Origin of the sequence: Paenisporosarcina quisquiliarum, assembly GCF_043641925.1 — a bacterium.
Lineage (GTDB): Bacteria > Bacillota > Bacilli > Bacillales_A > Planococcaceae > Paenisporosarcina > Paenisporosarcina quisquiliarum_A.
In genome coordinates this window covers 62,105-78,539 of record NZ_JBHZRU010000015.1, presented here as the reverse complement: position 1 = coordinate 78,539, position 16,435 = coordinate 62,105, and the positions used below count along the sequence as shown (strand labels likewise).

The window sequence follows — 16,435 nt, the reverse complement described above, 5'->3', positions numbered from 1 at the left end:
TTAAATTGCTTTAACGAAAAAATTTAAACAATTCTAGATATGGAGCAAAAAAGCGTAGACTCCAGTGGGAAAAGCGTAGTGGAAAAATCCACTCGGACGTTAAGTCCGAGTTAGTTCGGCGCAAGCCCTTGAAAAGCAAAGCTATTTTGCGAAATATCATCGACCACATTTACTATTCAATTTTTAAAAGAAATAAGGTCCAATTAAGATAACCAAAATTACTAAATTAAGTAGAGTTGCATGCACTATAGCACGGTTTGCATTGTCTTCAATAATCTTTGTTCGAGACAAGATTAGAGGTAGTACACTCACAACACTTGTGATGAACAAAAGTAGATAAAGATGCCAAGTTTCCGAAAGATAAGGCATTTTACTAACGATTGAATCTGCATGAAGTATTTGTGAAAATACTAATAATTGACTGATGAACATTGTAGCGATATAACTACCATACATCAAAGGAGATAAATGTCGATTTCCTCGTTTTTGTAGATGTGTCCCAGTGAAATAACTGATGAAAGTAGCAGGCACAATCCATAAGAATGATAGCAATGCAAGTAAAATCCCCTTAAATGATTGAGTGAAAAACGAATGGAATGCTTCCTTCGCGTCACCTTTTAATCCATTTTCACTCAGCTCACTTTTTTCTTCACTTGAAGAAGAGTACATCAATTCATTGTTGGATTTCACATTTTTATAAAATATAATCGTTTCTTCATTTAACATGACAGGGTGGCTATAATAATCACCACTCTTAGTGACAACCGATGCTTCAATTCTTTCTGGATTCAACTCACCGACAAATATATGATTGCTTGATCCAGTTTTAGTAGACATAGTAGCTGTAAATGTTAGGTATGGTGTACCTTTTCCATTAAATATCGAGGGAGTATTCATGTCTCTAAGCTTTTCACCGGATACTTTATCTACAAATGTGATCTCAGAAAAGACAGGATCTTCTGGAGTTGTTTTAGAAATATTGGCAGTTCGAATGTATTTATGACGTGCACCGGCTGATTTGAGACCGATTTCTAGTAAAATGGAATATTCATTCGCATTTAAAGCGAATAAATGCATGGAATGTATATTCTCATTGGCTTTTGTTTCAAATTGAGCAAAAGGTGTTAGTGTTTCACTTGCTTGATTAATGACGACGGTATTTGTGATTACAGACTTATAAACGACAAAGACTTGATCCTCTACTATAAAGCTTTGCCAAACCGGTTCCTCTGTTACATATTCTTTCGGTTCTTGATTGTCTCTTTGAACGACCAATTTGTTGTCCGTTTTCCAATAAACCAAAATATCTTTAGATTTTGTAAAATCGATTACCGATGATGATATAGGTACACCAGTATTTGGATTGCTAGAACGAAAAAGGGTCTCGTCTTTAATGTAATAAGTAGAGTCTCCGTCCGTCCAAGCTTGGGTTCGATAATTAAAATCGGTTTTCGACCAAATTTGGTCACAGTTTAAATTTGTATCGCAGTCGACATAATCCCAACGATCAAAAGAGATTCTACTTATTCCAAATCCATTTTCAGTAGGTACACTTTGAAGTTTAAAATAGTCTGTTCCTTTTCCATCAGTGGGGAATGAACGACTCCATTCAGGTGAAGGTGGTTGCTTTTGTTCTTCTAAAGCAATGGAATATTGAAAACTTAAAAATACAATGATGAGTAGAGTCGTGATGAGTTTAAATAATTTATTCATAATCATGTCCTTTACATTAAAAATTGATTTTTCATTCATTATGACATAATTAACCATCATTTTGTGTTTATATTTCAATAAATTTAATAGAAAATCCCGTATCCAAGAGTTGATTTTGGATACGGGAATAACGTTTGTTTTTCATTAATAGAAATAAGGACCAATCAATATTAATAAAATAAATAGATTTAAAACGGTAGCATGGACTAAGGCGCGATTCGAATTGTCGTCATCTAGTTTTGTAAGAGATAGAAAAACTGGTAGAACACTAACAATCGTTGCAATCAGTAAAATCATGTAAATATGCCAAGTTTCTGAAAGATAGATCATTTTACTAACCATTGTTTCTGGATGCAGCAATTGAGAAAAGAGTAAAAACTGTGAGATTAACAGAGTAACCATATAAGCTATATACATCCAAAAGTATTTTAACTGATTATCATATTTCCCTAGTTGGTTCACGAGAAAGTAACTGACGAAACTTGCTGGAACAATCCACACAACGGAAAGCATTGCGAGTAAAATCCCTTTGAATAAATGTGCAAATAATAAATGGAAAGCTTCTAATGCATCTCCTTTTAAACCGTTGGCACTAGCCGCTCTTATTTCCTCGAGCTGCGAAGAATACATCATGACTTTACCTGAACGAGTTTCTTTATAATATATAATCGTATCTTCATTTATCATAAGAGGGTGAGTGTAATAATTATCACTTTTTGAAACAGCAGAAGCTTCGATTATTTTAGGATTAAATTCTGCTACATAAATATGATTGCCTGAAGATTTAGTAGCTGAGAACGTTAATAAAATTTTGTTGGTTCCCATAAAGAAAGAAGGATAATTCATATTCCTTAATTTTTCACCCGACTCTTTATCAAAAAAAATGATATCGGACAGTTTATAATCATCTGGATTTGTTTTAGATAAGACTGCTGCTCTTAGGGTCTTCTTGCGCGCCCCAGCCTCTTTCATCCCTATTTCTAGGTGAAGAACATATTGATCTTCATTAAGAGACAACATGCCCAACGAATGAATTGTCTCATAGGATTTCGCAATAAAATGAGTGTAAGGGGTAATTGTTTCGTTTACTTTACTGATGCTCACTTTATTCGTTTTGATAGACTTACTAACAATAAATACTTGATCATCGACAACAATGCTTGACCAAACTGGCTCATCGGTTACATATTCTTGTGGTTCATCAGTGCCTTTTTGAACAACTAATGTATTATCCGTTTTCCAATACACCAAGAAATCTTTGGTTTTTGTAAAGTCCACGACAGAGGATGAAATAGCAGTGTTTACTCCATGAGTTGTGGAACTAAATAGGGTTTCATCTTTAATGAAATAAGCTGTATGACCGTCAGACCAAGTTTTCTTTTTATAATTAAAGTCATCGATCGACCAAAGTTCTTGGCAATCTAAATCGTATGTACATTCAACATAATCCCATTGTTTGAAAGTTGTTCGACTAATGCTATAACCATTATCATTTGGAAAACTTTGAAGTTTGAAGTATTTGCTTGCATGATTATCAGTTTCAATAGATCGACTCCAATCTGGTGAAGGAGGCATTTTTTGTTCTTTTAAAGCAATCGAATACTGAAAGCTTATACAGATGATTACCAGTAGAAGCGTGATGATTTTAAAAGATTTTTTCATAGGATCTTCCTTTTCTATCAAAAATGATTTTTACTTATTATGCCATACTAGGGGAGTTATGGGTTGATAAATTTCAAAGAATTATGAAAATGATGTTTGAAATGGACACCTATAGCATGATTTTAGGTATAATTAGTCTATTGGAATGGGGAGGATGTCATATATGAAGAATACGATGCATGTAGTCGTGATTGTGGGATGTTTAATCGTGACATTTTTCTTGTATAATAAACAAATGGGTGCAATACCCCTTCTTCTATTGTCCTTCTATTTGTTTTTTTATGGATGGCAAAAACTCTATCATGCAAAAAACAAGAAATGACGGTAGCATATTAAGAGATAGATTGTATATAATGGGTATTATGCTTAGGCAAGTAGAAAGGACGTGTACGAGTTGAAATTTCGTGAAATGACAAAAGAACAACTAAAAGAAGAATCGTTTATCGATTTGGGATATGCAATACTAGAAGAAAAGCATGAATCATTAACTTTACAAGAGTTGTTAAATGAAATTCAGGCTTTAAATGGTTTCACAAATGCACAAATGAAAGAGCGCATGCTTCAATACTATACAGACATGAATATTGATGGACGCTTTTTAGCGATTTCTGAAAATCGTTGGGGCTTACGTGAATGGTATCCTGTAGAACAAATTGAAGAAGAAACTGCACCAACTGTCAAAGTCCGCAAGAAAAAAGCGAAAGCTGCTGCTGACGACGATGATTTAGATGACACAGATGATGACGAAATCACATTTGAAGAAGACTTCGACGAATTCGTTGAAGTGGATGCTGACGACGATGATGATGACTTCGACATTGATGAAGATGATGAAGATGAAGAAGAAGTTGCTGAAATCGAAGTAGAAGTGGCGGTTGACTTAATCGAGACGGATGACGATTTCGAAATCGTTGAAGATGAAGAAGAGGACGAAGACGAAGACGAAGAATAGGTCTTGACTTATTTAGCCTTTCCGATTACTCTTTTAATTGGGCTCCCTAAAAAGGGAGATTGAACGCTTATATAATGCGCTCCCCCTGCAAACACTGCAGGTGGGGCGCTTTTTTTATTGAAGAGTGAAAAGTGCGACAAAAGCGCTTGTAGCTAGACATGAAATACCTATATAAAAGTCCTGCCATTTTTAAAATACCGAAGGAGGAATTTGCTTTGACTAAATATATTTTTGTAACGGGTGGAGTAGTATCATCACTCGGAAAAGGAATCACAGCGGCATCTCTTGGCCGTTTATTGAAAAACCGAGGATTGAATGTTGCCATTCAAAAATTCGATCCTTATATTAACGTGGACCCAGGAACGATGAGTCCTTACCAACACGGAGAAGTGTATGTAACGGACGATGGTGCTGAGGCGGACTTAGATTTAGGTCACTATGAACGTTTCATCGACATTAATGTGAGCAAATTCTCAAACGTGACAACAGGTAAAGTGTATTCTGCTGTCTTGAAAAAAGAACGTCGTGGAGATTACCTAGGTGGAACAGTTCAAGTAATTCCACACATCACGAACGAAATCAAAGAACGTTTAGTACGCGTTGCAAAAGAAACAAATGCAGACGTTGTTATTACTGAAATTGGTGGAACGGTTGGAGATATTGAATCACTTCCATTCTTAGAGGCAATTCGTCAAATGAAAGGCGATTTCGGTGGGGATAATGTCATGTACATTCACTGTACATTAATTCCTTACATCCGAGCTGCTGGAGAAATGAAAACAAAGCCTACGCAACATAGTGTAAAAGAGCTTCGCAGTTTAGGAATTCAACCAAATATTATTGTCGTTCGTACAGAGCATGCAGTTCCGCAAGACATGAAGGATAAAATTGCTTTATTCTGCGACATTAAAGCAAGCGAAGTAATCGAAGCACGTGACGCGGAATCCTTATACGAAGTACCTTTAGCATTACAAGAACAACATATGGACCAAATCGTGCTTGATCACTTTGGAATCAAAGCTCCTGAAGCTGACATGACAGATTGGACTGCATTAGTAGATCGCGTTAAAAATCTATCTAAAAAAGTTCGCATCGGTTTAGTTGGAAAATACGTTGAGTTACAAGATGCTTACATTTCAGTTGTTGAAGCAATGAAACATGCCGGCTTTGCATTTGATGCAGACATCGAAGTGAAATGGATCAATGCTGAACATGTAAATAAAGACAATGTTGCTGAATGGTTAAACGATGTAGATGGTATTTTAGTGCCTGGTGGATTTGGAGACCGAGGTGTAGAAGGTAAAATTGCTGCTACAGAATACGCTCGTATAAATAACGTGCCATTCTTAGGGATTTGCTTAGGTATGCAATTAGCAACTGTTGAATTCGCGCGTAACATCTTAGATTTACAAGGTGCACATTCGTCTGAATTAAACCCTGCTACACCGTATCCGATTATTGATTTATTACCAGAACAAAAAGACGTCGAGGATTTAGGTGGTACGCTACGATTAGGTCTTCAACCATGTAAATTGGTTCCTGGAACAAAAGCGCATGAAGCTTATGGACAAGAACTTGTTTACGAACGTCACCGTCACCGTTATGAATTTAATAATGAATACCGTGAGCAATTTGAAGCTGCAGGCTTCATTTTCTCAGGAACTAGTCCAGATGGCCGATTAATTGAAGTGATTGAACTAGCAAATCACCCATTCTTCGTTGCTTCTCAGTTCCACCCAGAATTTATCTCTCGTCCACAACGTCCACAACCATTATTCCGTGAATTTATTCGCGCATCGGTTGGGGAATAAATAGATTGAATTGAAAAGGGTGTCCCAGACGTCACGTAAGGTGACTTTGGGACACCTTTTTGTATGGCACGATTTGCGTGTTTTGAATCTCAGTTAGAATTTTGAGATTCTTGGTTAGAATTATGGCGTTCTCAGTTAGAATTATGGCCATCTCAGTTAGAAGAATCGCAATCTCAGTTGTAATTGTTCAATAGAGTATGCCAACAGTAAAGAATGCGGAAGCGAAGCGGGCAGCATCAAATTGTCCCGCCGTCATCCTTTCCGAGGCAACATCCTCTCGAATAACTTTAGATGCACACGAAATTTTTAAAAGCAGAAAAACTGATCGTTTATCTGCAACTTTTAAACGTGAGATTTCTTGTGTAGTTCCTATTAATCTATTAAAAAGTAAACAAAATATTTTTTTTGCACATTTATTACTGAAAAAAGAAGGATTTTTGGTAGAATTGTAGAAAAGTAAGTTGAATGGGTAAAAAAGGGAGTCTGGTTATCGTGAAAAAATTGTTAATCGTAGACGATCAACAAGGAATTCGTCTTTTATTAAATGAAGTTTTTAAGCGAGAAGGGTATGAAACGTTTTTAGCGGCAAACGGAATTGAAGCTTTGGATATCGCAGAGCGTATAAAACCGGATGGCGTTTTATTAGATATGAAGATTCCTGGTATGGATGGAATAGAAATTTTAAAAAGATTAAAATCAAAAATGCCTGAGGTTCCCGTTGTTATGATGACCGCTTATGGAGAACTTGACTTAATCCAAGAAGCAATGAAATTAGGAGCAGCTCATTACTTTACAAAACCATTCGATATTTATGAAGTTCGGGACGCTGTAAACGCAATGTTACAAGATTGAAACAAAGCAGCTAGTGGCAATCACTGGCTGCTTTTGGTATGATAAGAGATGGTTAATCAACGATAATTTACTTCCTATAGATGAAATGGAGGATTTCTCAATGGCACTAGTATCAATGAAAGACATGATGATCAAAGGGAAAAAAGAAGGCTATGCAATTGGACAATTTAATATTAATAACTTGGAGTTCACGCAAGCCATTTTACAAGCAGCTCAAGAAGAACAATCTCCAGTAATTCTAGGAGTTTCTGAGGGTGCAGCTCGATATATGGGTGGTTTTACAACAGTAGTTCATATGGTAAAAGGTTTAATGCATGATTATAAAATTACTGTTCCAGTAGCGATCCACTTAGATCATGGTTCTAGTTTTGAAAAATGTAAGGAAGCAATTGACGCTGGATTTACTTCAGTTATGATTGATGCTTCTCATCATCCACTTGAAGAAAATATTGAAATTACATCTAAAGTAGTGGAATATGCACATGCTAAAGGAGTATCAGTTGAAGCTGAGCTAGGAACAGTTGGCGGCCAAGAAGATGATATCATTGCGGACGGCGTTATCTATGCGGATCCAAAAGAATGTGCAGAATTAGTTAATCGTACGGATATTGATTGTTTAGCACCAGCATTAGGTTCTGTTCATGGACCATACAAAGGTGAACCAAATCTTGGCTTTGCTGAGATGGAAGAAATCTCTAAACTATCTGATTTACCACTAGTTCTTCACGGTGGTACTGGAATTCCAGTGAAAGACATTCAACGTTCAATTTCACTTGGAACGGCAAAAATTAATGTAAATACAGAAAATCAAATCGCAGCAACAAAAGCGATTCGTGATTTCTTAAATAACAACCCGGATGCTTACGATCCACGCAAGTATTTAATCCCAGCACGTGATGCGATTCAAACGACTGTGCAAGGAAAAATGCGCGACTTTGGAAGTGCAGGGAAAGCGTAAGCTGAATAATCTAGAAAATGACTAACAAGGAGAAGTGTCCGTTGACATTGTTTGCGGCCTTCTCCTCTTTTTCCATAAATAGGAGGCAATACTAATATGAAGTTTTTTATTGATACAGCAAATTTTGAAGAAATAAAAGAAGCGCATGCGTGGGGGATTTTATCTGGTGTTACGACAAACCCTTCACTTGTTGCAAAAGAAAACATCTCTTTTCATGACCGTTTACGCGAAATCACTACACTAGTTGAAGGTTCAGTAAGTGCAGAAGTAATCGCTTTAGACGCTGAAGGCATGATTAAAGAAGGACGCGAATTAGCAGCTATCGCTCCAAATATCACGGTTAAATTACCGATGACGCCGGGTGGCTTAGCGGCATGTTCTGTGTTTTCTAAAGAAGGCATTAAAACAAACATCACGTTAATTTTTAGTGCCAATCAAGCACTTCTTGCAGCACGCGCTGGAGCAACTTATGTATCGCCATTCCTTGGTCGATTAGACGATATTGGTCATAATGGAATGGATTTAGTTGGCACGATTGCACAAATTTTCGAACTGCATAACATTGAAACTGAAATCATTGCAGCTTCTATCCGTCATCCTCAACATGTAACTGATGCAGCCTTACATGGCGCACATATTGGTACAATGCCAATTAACGTAATGAAACAAATGTTCAAACATCCTTTAACGGATAAAGGAATTGAAGGATTTTTAGCGGATTGGAATAGCCGAAAAAGTGCAGAATAAGTTAACTCTTGAATTGATTGTAGGTGAATGATAATGGATGTATATAAAATAAATGGACAAAAACGTTTGCAAGGTACCATCAAAGTAAGTGGTGCGAAGAATAGTGCAGTTGCTTTAATTCCCGCTTCCATTTTAGCTAATTCGCAAGTGAACATTGAAGGATTACCTGAAATCTCTGATGTATGGACATTAAAAGAACTGCTAGAAGAAATCGGTGGAGAAGTGGACTTTGCGGACGGAACGATGTCGATCGACCCGTCAAAAATGCAAGGGATGCCTTTACCTAACGGGAACGTGAAGAAACTACGCGCTTCTTATTATTTAATGGGTGCAATGCTTGGTCGATTTAAGAAAGCGGTTATCGGACTTCCGGGAGGATGTTTCTTAGGACCTCGTCCGATTGATCAACACATTAAAGGTTTTGAAGCACTTGGTGCAAAAGTGACGAATGAACACGGCGCTATTTATTTACGTGCTGACGAATTACGTGGAGCTAAAATTTATTTAGACGTAGTTAGTGTTGGCGCAACAATTAATATTATGTTGGCAGCTGTTCTTGCTAAAGGACAAACTACGATTGAAAATGCAGCGAAAGAACCTGAAATTATTGACGTTGCTACACTTCTTTCAAATATGGGTGCTAAAATTAAAGGTGCTGGTACGAATGTCATTCGTATCGACGGTGTAGAAGAATTACATGGTACGAATCATACAATTATTCCTGACCGTATCGAAGCGGGTACCTTTATGATTATGGCAGCAGTAGCAGGAGATGGAGTTACAGTTGATAACGTGATTCCTTTCCACATGGAAGCTGTTACAGCAAAACTTCGTGAAATGGGTGTAACGGTTGAAGAAGGCGAAGAAAGTGTCTTCATTCCAAAAGCAGAGAATTTAACTGCAGTTGATGTGAAAACACTCGTTTACCCTGGATTTGCAACAGACTTGCAACAGCCATTCTCTGTTTTGATGACGCAAGCAAAAGGTTCTTCCGTTATAACGGATACGATTTATTCTGCACGCTTTAAACATATCGATGAACTGAAACGCATGAATGCGAGTGCTCGAGTAGAGGGAAGAACGGCAATTATTACAGGTCCTACGAAGTTAGAATCTGCTTCTGTTCGTGCATCTGATCTACGTGCAGGAGCTGCATTAGTTCTTGCTGGTTTAATCGCTGAAGGCGAAACAGAAATCCATGAAATTTCACACATTGAGCGAGGGTATAGTTCATTGATTGAGAAGTTACAAGGTCTTGGAGCAGATATTCGACGTGAAACACTGCCTGAGGAAAAAGTAAAAAAGTTTGAAGATGACACTCACTAAAAATCGCATCTTGCCACTTATGATACAATGGAACGTGGATAATAAAAGACCGATTTTAAACCGGAATACGGGAGGACGAACAAAATGGAACGCAGTTTATCGATGGAATTAGTACGTGTAACAGAAGCAGCAGCAATTGCTTCAGCACGATGGATGGGTCGCGGCTTGAAAAATGAAGCGGACGACGCAGCAACTACAGCAATGCGTGACGTTTTCAACTCCATACCAATGGAAGGCGTTGTCGTTATTGGTGAAGGCGAAATGGATGAAGCACCGATGCTTTATATTGGTGAAAAACTAGGATTAGGCAATGGCGGTCCACAAGTGGACGTGGCTGTTGATCCCCTAGAAGGAACTAATATTGTGGCTTCTGGTGGCTGGAATGCATTAGCAGTTTTAGCCATTGCAGACCGAGGGAATCTGTTAAATGCTCCAGATATGTACATGGACAAGATAGCAGTTGGACCTGAAGCAGTCGGCAAAATAGACATCAATGCTTCTGTAACAGATAACCTGTTAGCAGTTGCACGTGCTAAGAATAAAGACATTGAAGACGTGGTAGCAACCATTTTGAATCGTCCAAGACATCAAAAAATCATTGATGAAATTCGTGCTTCAGGAGCACGTATTAAATTAATCAATGACGGTGACGTAGCAGGAGCTATTAATACGGCTTTTGATGAAACCGGTGTAGATATTTTATTTGGAATGGGTGGAGCACCTGAAGGCGTAATCGCAGCAGTTGGTTTAAAATGCTTAGGCGGTGAAATTCAGGGTCGTCTAGTTCCTCAAAATGACGAAGAATTACAACGTTGTATCCGAATGGGACTCGATGTTAGCAAAGTATTCCGAATGGAAGACTTAGTTAAAGGCGATGATGCCATTTTTGCAGCAACAGGCGTAACGGATGGTGAACTCCTACGTGGTGTGCAATTTAAAGGTGCTTATGCAGAGTCACATTCACTAGTTATGCGTGCAAAATCAGGTACCGTGCGTTTCGTAGAGGGACGACACAGCTTGAAGAAAAAACCTCATCTTTTGATGAAAGACTAACTTCAAAATTAATGTCTGGTCTTTAGGGGCCAGACATCTTCTACGTATATCCTTTTCTTTGGAATGAATCCATTCCACACAATTCACCCTGCAAAAACACAATAAAATATGAATAAGAGTGGTGCACTATATGTCTACATTGACCATTGCAGAATTAGAAAATATGACGTTAAAAGAACTTTATGCGTTAGCTCGTAAATTTAAAGTATCTACTTATAGTAAGCTGTCAAAAAAAGAATTAATTTTTGCTATATTAAAAACGCGTGCTGAGCAAGAAGGCTTCTTCTTTATGGAAGGTGTCTTAGAAATTATCCAATCTGAAGGTTTCGGATTCTTACGACCTATCAACTATTCTCCGAGCTCAGAAGATATTTACATCTCAGCCTCTCAAATTCGTCGTTTTGATTTAAGAAACGGTGATAAAGTGACGGGGAAAGTCCGTCCTCCAAAAGAAAACGAGCGATATTACGGATTATTGCAAGTGGAACTAGTAAACGGAGAAGATCCGGATCTGGCAAAAGAACGTGTTCATTTCCCAGGATTGACTGCTTTATATCCAGACCGTCATATTAAACTAGAAACAGAACCTAATAAACTTTCTACTCGCATCATGGATTTAGTTGCACCAGTTGGCTTTGGCCAACGTGGATTAATCGTTGCACCTCCTAAAGCTGGTAAAACGATGTTATTAAAAGAAATCGCAAATGCCATCACAACGAATTATCCTGAAGCTGAATTAATTGTTTTATTAATAGACGAGCGTCCTGAAGAGGTAACTGACATTGAACGTTCGGTAAACGCCGATGTAGTGAGTTCAACATTTGACGAAGTTCCAGAAAATCACGTAAAAGTAGCTGAGTTAGTGTTAGACCGAGCGATGAGACTCGTTGAACATAAGCGTGATGTGATTATCTTGATGGATTCGATTACCCGTTTAGCACGTGCGTATAACCTAGTTATTCCACCAAGTGGTCGAACATTATCAGGTGGTATTGATCCAGCCGCATTCCATCGTCCAAAACGTTTCTTTGGTGCAGCACGTAATATCGAAGAAGGCGGAAGCTTGACGATTCTAGCAACTGCTTTAATTGACACAGGTTCACGTATGGATGAAGTCATTTACGAAGAATTCAAAGGTACAGGGAATCTAGAGCTACATCTTGATCGTAGTTTAGCAGAGCGTCGCATCTTCCCAGCTCTTGATATTCGTCGCTCAGGAACGCGTAAGGAAGAATTATTAATTCCATCGGATCAGTTAGATAAGCTATGGGCGATTCGCAAAACATTCTCGGATTCACATGACTTTGGAGAGCGCTTCTTGAAAAAAATGCGTCAATCTAAGTCTAATGAAGACTTTTTCGAGCAATTGAATACCGATATGAAAGAGAAACGTAACGGTAAAGGGTTAATTTAAATAAAAAAGGATGTAAATCAACCTCTTGATTTGCATGTAACTATTTGATATACTGTAAGTCGGTACAAAAACCATATTCTGTGACATATGCGACTGGAATTGAACGGGTCGTGTAAGGTGACAGTTCAATAACCAACTCTGTTCCAGATGGTACAGGGCGAGAGGAGAATTTATTTATGAAACCAGGAATTCATCCAAATTACAAAGTTGCAACAGTTACATGTTCATGTGGTAACTCGTTTGAGACAGGTTCAGTAAAGGAAAACATCAATGTTGAGTTTTGCTCAGAATGTCATCCATTCTATACTGGTCGTCAAAAATTCGCAGCAGCGGATGGCCGTGTTGATCGTTTCAACAAAAAATACGGTCTTAAAGAAGAAATTCAAGAGTAGTAATCAAATACCCGCGTAGAGCATCTGCTCTTCGTGGGTATTTTTCTTTTATAGATGGTTTATTGTATGTGTGGAAGTCTCAGTTAGAATATTTGACGTTTTGGTTAGAATAATGAGAATTTCAGTATTCATTGAAACGAAATCATAATAGTGGTCATACTAAATCCAACTAAACAAGTAGACAACCGAAATACACCCTTAACACAACTTCTCTTGAAAATAAAGAGAGGTAATGTAAAAAGAATTTCGGTATGATAGGGAATAGAGAGTTTTGAAAGGAGTGTCTTCTATGTATGTGATGACACAATCTGGTTGGGTAGAGGTTATTTGCGGAAGTATGTTCTCCGGGAAATCTGAGGAATTAATTCGTCGCGTAAGACGCGCGCAATTTGCAAAACAAAAGATTGCGGTGTTCAAACCGCGTTTAGATAATCGCTATAGCGAAGAAGAAGTCGTAAGTCATAATGGAACTAAAGTAATTGCGATGCCTGTAGAAAGTTCAAAAGATATTTGGCCGCATATTTCGGACGAGTATGATGTGATTGGGATAGATGAAGCTCAATTCTTTGATGAAGGAATTACAGATGTCGTTCAACGATTAGCAGATCATGGCTTCCGTGTCATTGTTGCAGGTCTTGATCAAGACTTCAGAGGCGAGCCATTCGGTCCTATGCCTAAAATGATGTCGTTAGCTGAACAAGTGACGAAGCTTCAAGCGGTATGCCAAACTTGCGGATCACCAGCAAGTCGAACGCAAAGACTGATTAATGGGCAACCTGCAGGGTACGAAGATCCAATTATTCTGATTGGTGCAACGGAAGCATATGAGCCAAGATGTCGCCATCATCACGAGGTGCCGGCGGGTGTAACGCATCAAACAACCCTTGCATATGACAAAGAGTAGCGAAAGCTGCTCTTTTTCTATATAATTATACTGTTAAAGAGATAAATGAACGGATGAGGTGATAACATGTTCGACCGCTTACAATCGGTAGAAGACCGATATGATCGATTAAACGAATTACTAAGTGACCCTGATATTGTTAATGATACGAACAAGTTACGCACACTTTCTAAAGAGCAGTCTGACCTGCAAGATACAGTGGATGCGTATCGAGAATATAAAGATATTAAAGCACAATTAGCCGAAGCGAAAGCGATGCTTGAAGAAAAGCTAGATGCCGATATGCGCGAGATGGTAAAAGAAGAGGTTAATGAACTTGAACCGCAAATCGAAGCGATTGAAGAACGCTTGAAACTTCTTTTAATTCCAAAAGATCCGAATGATGACAAGAACGTTATCATTGAGATTCGTGGAGCAGCAGGCGGAGATGAAGCTGCTTTATTTGCAGGAAACCTATTCCGCATGTACAGTCGATTTGCAGATGCTCAAGGCTGGAAAGTGGATGTTATGGATTCTTCACCGACTGGAATTGGTGGTTACAAAGAAGTTATCTTTATGATTAACGGAACTGGTGCTTATTCAAAAATGAAATACGAAAACGGAGCACACCGTGTACAACGTGTACCGGAAACTGAATCTGGCGGACGTATTCATACATCAACAGCAACAGTTGCTTGTTTACCTGAAGTAGAAGAAGTTGACGTGGAAATTCATGAAAATGATATTCGTACGGATACGTACGCTTCATCAGGAGCCGGTGGACAATCGGTAAATACAACGATGTCAGCTGTGCGTTTAACGCATATTCCGACTGGTACAGTTGTGACGTGCCAAGATGAAAAATCTCAAATTAAAAACAAAGCGAAAGCAATGACGGTTTTACGTGCACGTGTTGCTGATAAATTCCGTCAAGAAGCGCAAGCTGAGTACGACTCTGTTCGTAAGTCGGCAGTTGGAACAGGAGATCGTTCAGAACGAATTCGCACGTACAACTATCCACAAAATCGAGTGACTGATCACCGTGTTGGTTTAACGATTCAAAAGTTAGATCAAATTATGGAAGGTAAATTGGATGAAATCGTGGATGTATTAATCTTGACGGATCAATCAGAGCGTTTAGATCGGATGAACGAATCAGATGTATAAGTATATATATGAGGCCCTGTCTAGGGCTTCTTCTTTTTTAATTGAAAACAAAAGAGAAGAACCTGTTGCTCGATTGCTGCTTCAACATGTTTTAAACAAAACGCATGCTCAATTACTTGCGGATATGCGAGAACCAATGTCAGAAACTGAGTATGAACACTATTGGTCGCTCATTGAAAAACATGTAAAAGGAAAACCAATTCAATATCTTACTGGCTATGAAGAATTTTACGGTCGCAACTTTGAAGTGAATGAACATGTTTTAATTCCACGTCCAGAAACAGAAGAACTTGTTTATGAAACAATGAATAGAGTAAAATCTCTTTTTTCGAATAAAACAGATCTCCAAGTGGCAGATATCGGTACTGGTAGTGGCGTAATAGGTATTTCTCTGAAACTTGAACAGCCTTCATTCCAAGTAACTGTTACTGATTTGTCCCAAGATGCACTAGATATGGCGAAGAGAAACGCTGAATCACTAGGAGCAGATATTCATTTTAAACAAGGTGATTTATCTAAACCAATCGCCCATCAAAAATGGGATGTTGTTTTATCTAACCCACCTTATATTGCGTTTGAGGAAGCGGAGACTCTTTCTGATAGTGTGTATGAATACGAACCACACTCTGCTTTATTTGCTGAAGAACAAGGTTTGTATTTATATAAAAGGCTGTCTGAAGAGTTACCTTCATTGATGAATAAACCTGGGCTAATTGGTCTTGAAATCGGTCACGAACAAGGACCGACCGTGCAAGAATTTTTCCAACTAGCATTCCCAAAAGCTAAAGTTGATATAGTAAAAGACATTAACGGTAAAAATCGAATGATATTTTGCGAGATAAGTGAATAAAGTATCCACACCTTGTCCACAATAGGGGCAAGGAGGCGAACAAAACATGTTGCCAGATTACGAGATTATTAGAAATGAATCACCACAATCGAAAAGATCCCCATGGATGGAACTCATTTTTTCTTTATTGATTATTCAAACAATATTGTTCTTATTGCCAAGTGCGAGTGGAGCAGCTGAAGCAATACCTGCTGATGCCATTCATGTACGAATTGTAGCAAATAGTAACACACAAGAAGATCAAGAAATGAAGTCATTGATTCAAGAAGAAATTCAACCGCTTTTAGTCGAAGCCCTTGCAACTGCAAAATCGGCAGAAGAACTAGAAAATCAGTTGAGCAGTTTAACGAATGAAATGACAAAGCGTGCTGGGAAAATTACGAAAAAAATGATTCAGATTCAAGTAGTAGATGCACTCATTCCACCTAAAAAAGATGGTTCCATTTTTTACTCACAAAATGTGCAAAAAGCATTAGTTGTTACGATTGGTGAAGGTAAAGGGGACAATTGGTGGTGCGCATTATTTCCAAAAGTCTGCTACCGTGATGAAGAGCCGAAAGAAGAACCAGTGAAGTTTTGGACGTGGGAGTGGATAAAAAACAAGTTTTGGTCGTAGTTATCCACCGATTGTTCACTACTTATCCACACTATGTGT

General features: G+C 38.2%; 16 protein-coding genes. 14 read left to right on the top strand and 2 right to left on the bottom strand.

What is annotated here, in order from left to right; translation table 11 throughout:
- Positions 1–183: 183 nt before the first annotated feature.
- Positions 184–1,713, bottom strand: a complete 1,530-nt coding sequence (locus ACHUE4_RS12045; protein ID WP_394190347.1) for a hypothetical protein — start codon at positions 1,711–1,713, stop codon at positions 184–186.
- Between the two features lie 144 nt (positions 1,714–1,857).
- Entirely contained in the window at positions 1,858–3,375 is a 1,518-nt protein-coding gene (locus ACHUE4_RS12040) for a hypothetical protein (RefSeq protein WP_394190345.1), read from the bottom strand.
- Positions 3,376–3,538: 163 nt separating this feature from the next.
- Here ACHUE4_RS12040 and ACHUE4_RS12035 point away from each other — a divergent pair, with 163 nt between their 5' ends.
- From ACHUE4_RS12035 to ACHUE4_RS11970, 14 genes are all read left to right on the top strand, one after another.
- Complete coding sequence (locus ACHUE4_RS12035; protein WP_394190343.1) at positions 3,539–3,697, top strand: hypothetical protein; 159 nt, start codon at positions 3,539–3,541, stop codon at positions 3,695–3,697.
- Positions 3,698–3,769: 72 nt separating this feature from the next.
- The gene (gene rpoE, locus ACHUE4_RS12030; protein ID WP_394190341.1) at positions 3,770–4,327 is read left to right on the top strand and encodes a DNA-directed RNA polymerase subunit delta; all 558 of its coding nucleotides are present in this window, start codon (positions 3,770–3,772) and stop codon (positions 4,325–4,327) included.
- Between the two features lie 215 nt (positions 4,328–4,542).
- Positions 4,543–6,138, top strand: a complete 1,596-nt coding sequence (locus ACHUE4_RS12025) for a CTP synthase (RefSeq protein ID WP_394190339.1) — start codon at positions 4,543–4,545, stop codon at positions 6,136–6,138.
- A gap of 492 nt (positions 6,139–6,630) precedes the next feature.
- The gene (locus ACHUE4_RS12020) at positions 6,631–6,990 is read left to right on the top strand and encodes a response regulator (RefSeq protein WP_394190337.1); all 360 of its coding nucleotides are present in this window, start codon (positions 6,631–6,633) and stop codon (positions 6,988–6,990) included.
- A 100-nt stretch (positions 6,991–7,090) separates the two neighbouring features.
- Entirely contained in the window at positions 7,091–7,948 is an 858-nt protein-coding gene (locus ACHUE4_RS12015; protein ID WP_394190335.1) for a class II fructose-bisphosphate aldolase, read from the top strand.
- A gap of 96 nt (positions 7,949–8,044) precedes the next feature.
- The gene (gene fsa / locus ACHUE4_RS12010; protein ID WP_394190333.1) at positions 8,045–8,695 is read left to right on the top strand and encodes a fructose-6-phosphate aldolase; all 651 of its coding nucleotides are present in this window, start codon (positions 8,045–8,047) and stop codon (positions 8,693–8,695) included.
- A gap of 33 nt (positions 8,696–8,728) precedes the next feature.
- Positions 8,729–10,021, top strand: a complete 1,293-nt coding sequence (locus ACHUE4_RS12005) for a UDP-N-acetylglucosamine 1-carboxyvinyltransferase (RefSeq protein ID WP_394190331.1) — start codon at positions 8,729–8,731, stop codon at positions 10,019–10,021.
- 84 nt (positions 10,022–10,105) lie between these two features.
- Complete coding sequence (gene glpX, locus ACHUE4_RS12000) at positions 10,106–11,074, top strand: class II fructose-bisphosphatase (RefSeq protein WP_394190329.1); 969 nt, start codon at positions 10,106–10,108, stop codon at positions 11,072–11,074.
- A gap of 130 nt (positions 11,075–11,204) precedes the next feature.
- Positions 11,205–12,488: a transcription termination factor Rho gene (rho, locus tag ACHUE4_RS11995; protein WP_394190327.1), complete on the top strand. Its 1,284-nt coding sequence runs from the start codon at positions 11,205–11,207 to the stop codon at positions 12,486–12,488.
- 176 nt (positions 12,489–12,664) lie between these two features.
- A complete protein-coding gene (gene rpmE, locus ACHUE4_RS11990; RefSeq protein ID WP_394190325.1) occupies positions 12,665–12,880 on the top strand; it encodes a 50S ribosomal protein L31 in 216 nt (71 codons plus the stop codon).
- A 289-nt stretch (positions 12,881–13,169) separates the two neighbouring features.
- Positions 13,170–13,784 (top strand): thymidine kinase, encoded by a 615-nt coding sequence (locus ACHUE4_RS11985; protein WP_394190323.1) that lies wholly within the window; start codon positions 13,170–13,172, stop codon positions 13,782–13,784.
- A gap of 66 nt (positions 13,785–13,850) precedes the next feature.
- On the top strand, positions 13,851–14,930 hold the full coding sequence (gene prfA / locus ACHUE4_RS11980) for a peptide chain release factor 1 (RefSeq protein ID WP_394190321.1): 1,080 nt from the start codon (positions 13,851–13,853) through the stop codon (positions 14,928–14,930).
- Positions 14,923–15,780: a peptide chain release factor N(5)-glutamine methyltransferase gene (gene prmC, locus ACHUE4_RS11975; protein WP_394190319.1), complete on the top strand. Its 858-nt coding sequence runs from the start codon at positions 14,923–14,925 to the stop codon at positions 15,778–15,780. The genes prfA and prmC overlap by 8 nt, the downstream gene beginning before the upstream one ends.
- 46 nt (positions 15,781–15,826) lie before the next feature.
- Positions 15,827–16,396, top strand: coding sequence for a stage II sporulation protein R (locus ACHUE4_RS11970; RefSeq protein ID WP_394190317.1), 570 nt, complete (start codon positions 15,827–15,829; stop codon positions 16,394–16,396).
- Positions 16,397–16,435 lie beyond the last annotated feature (39 nt).

Coding starts and splice junctions, on each gene's coding strand:
- ACHUE4_RS12015 (WP_394190335.1), top strand. CDS start 7,091: ATGGCACTAGTATCAATGAAAGACATGATGATCAAAGGGAAAAAAGAA.
- ACHUE4_RS12035 (WP_394190343.1), top strand. CDS start 3,539: ATGAAGAATACGATGCATGTAGTCGTGATTGTGGGATGTTTAATCGTG.
- glpX (WP_394190329.1), top strand. CDS start 10,106: ATGGAACGCAGTTTATCGATGGAATTAGTACGTGTAACAGAAGCAGCA.
- rho (WP_394190327.1), top strand. CDS start 11,205: ATGTCTACATTGACCATTGCAGAATTAGAAAATATGACGTTAAAAGAA.
- ACHUE4_RS11970 (WP_394190317.1), top strand. CDS start 15,827: ATGTTGCCAGATTACGAGATTATTAGAAATGAATCACCACAATCGAAA.
- ACHUE4_RS12040 (WP_394190345.1), bottom strand. CDS start 3,375: ATGAAAAAATCTTTTAAAATCATCACGCTTCTACTGGTAATCATCTGT.
- ACHUE4_RS12005 (WP_394190331.1), top strand. CDS start 8,729: ATGGATGTATATAAAATAAATGGACAAAAACGTTTGCAAGGTACCATC.
- fsa (WP_394190333.1), top strand. CDS start 8,045: ATGAAGTTTTTTATTGATACAGCAAATTTTGAAGAAATAAAAGAAGCG.
- prmC (WP_394190319.1), top strand. CDS start 14,923: ATGTATAAGTATATATATGAGGCCCTGTCTAGGGCTTCTTCTTTTTTA.
- prfA (WP_394190321.1), top strand. CDS start 13,851: ATGTTCGACCGCTTACAATCGGTAGAAGACCGATATGATCGATTAAAC.
- ACHUE4_RS12045 (WP_394190347.1), bottom strand. CDS start 1,713: ATGAATAAATTATTTAAACTCATCACGACTCTACTCATCATTGTATTT.
- rpmE (WP_394190325.1), top strand. CDS start 12,665: ATGAAACCAGGAATTCATCCAAATTACAAAGTTGCAACAGTTACATGT.
- ACHUE4_RS11985 (WP_394190323.1), top strand. CDS start 13,170: ATGTATGTGATGACACAATCTGGTTGGGTAGAGGTTATTTGCGGAAGT.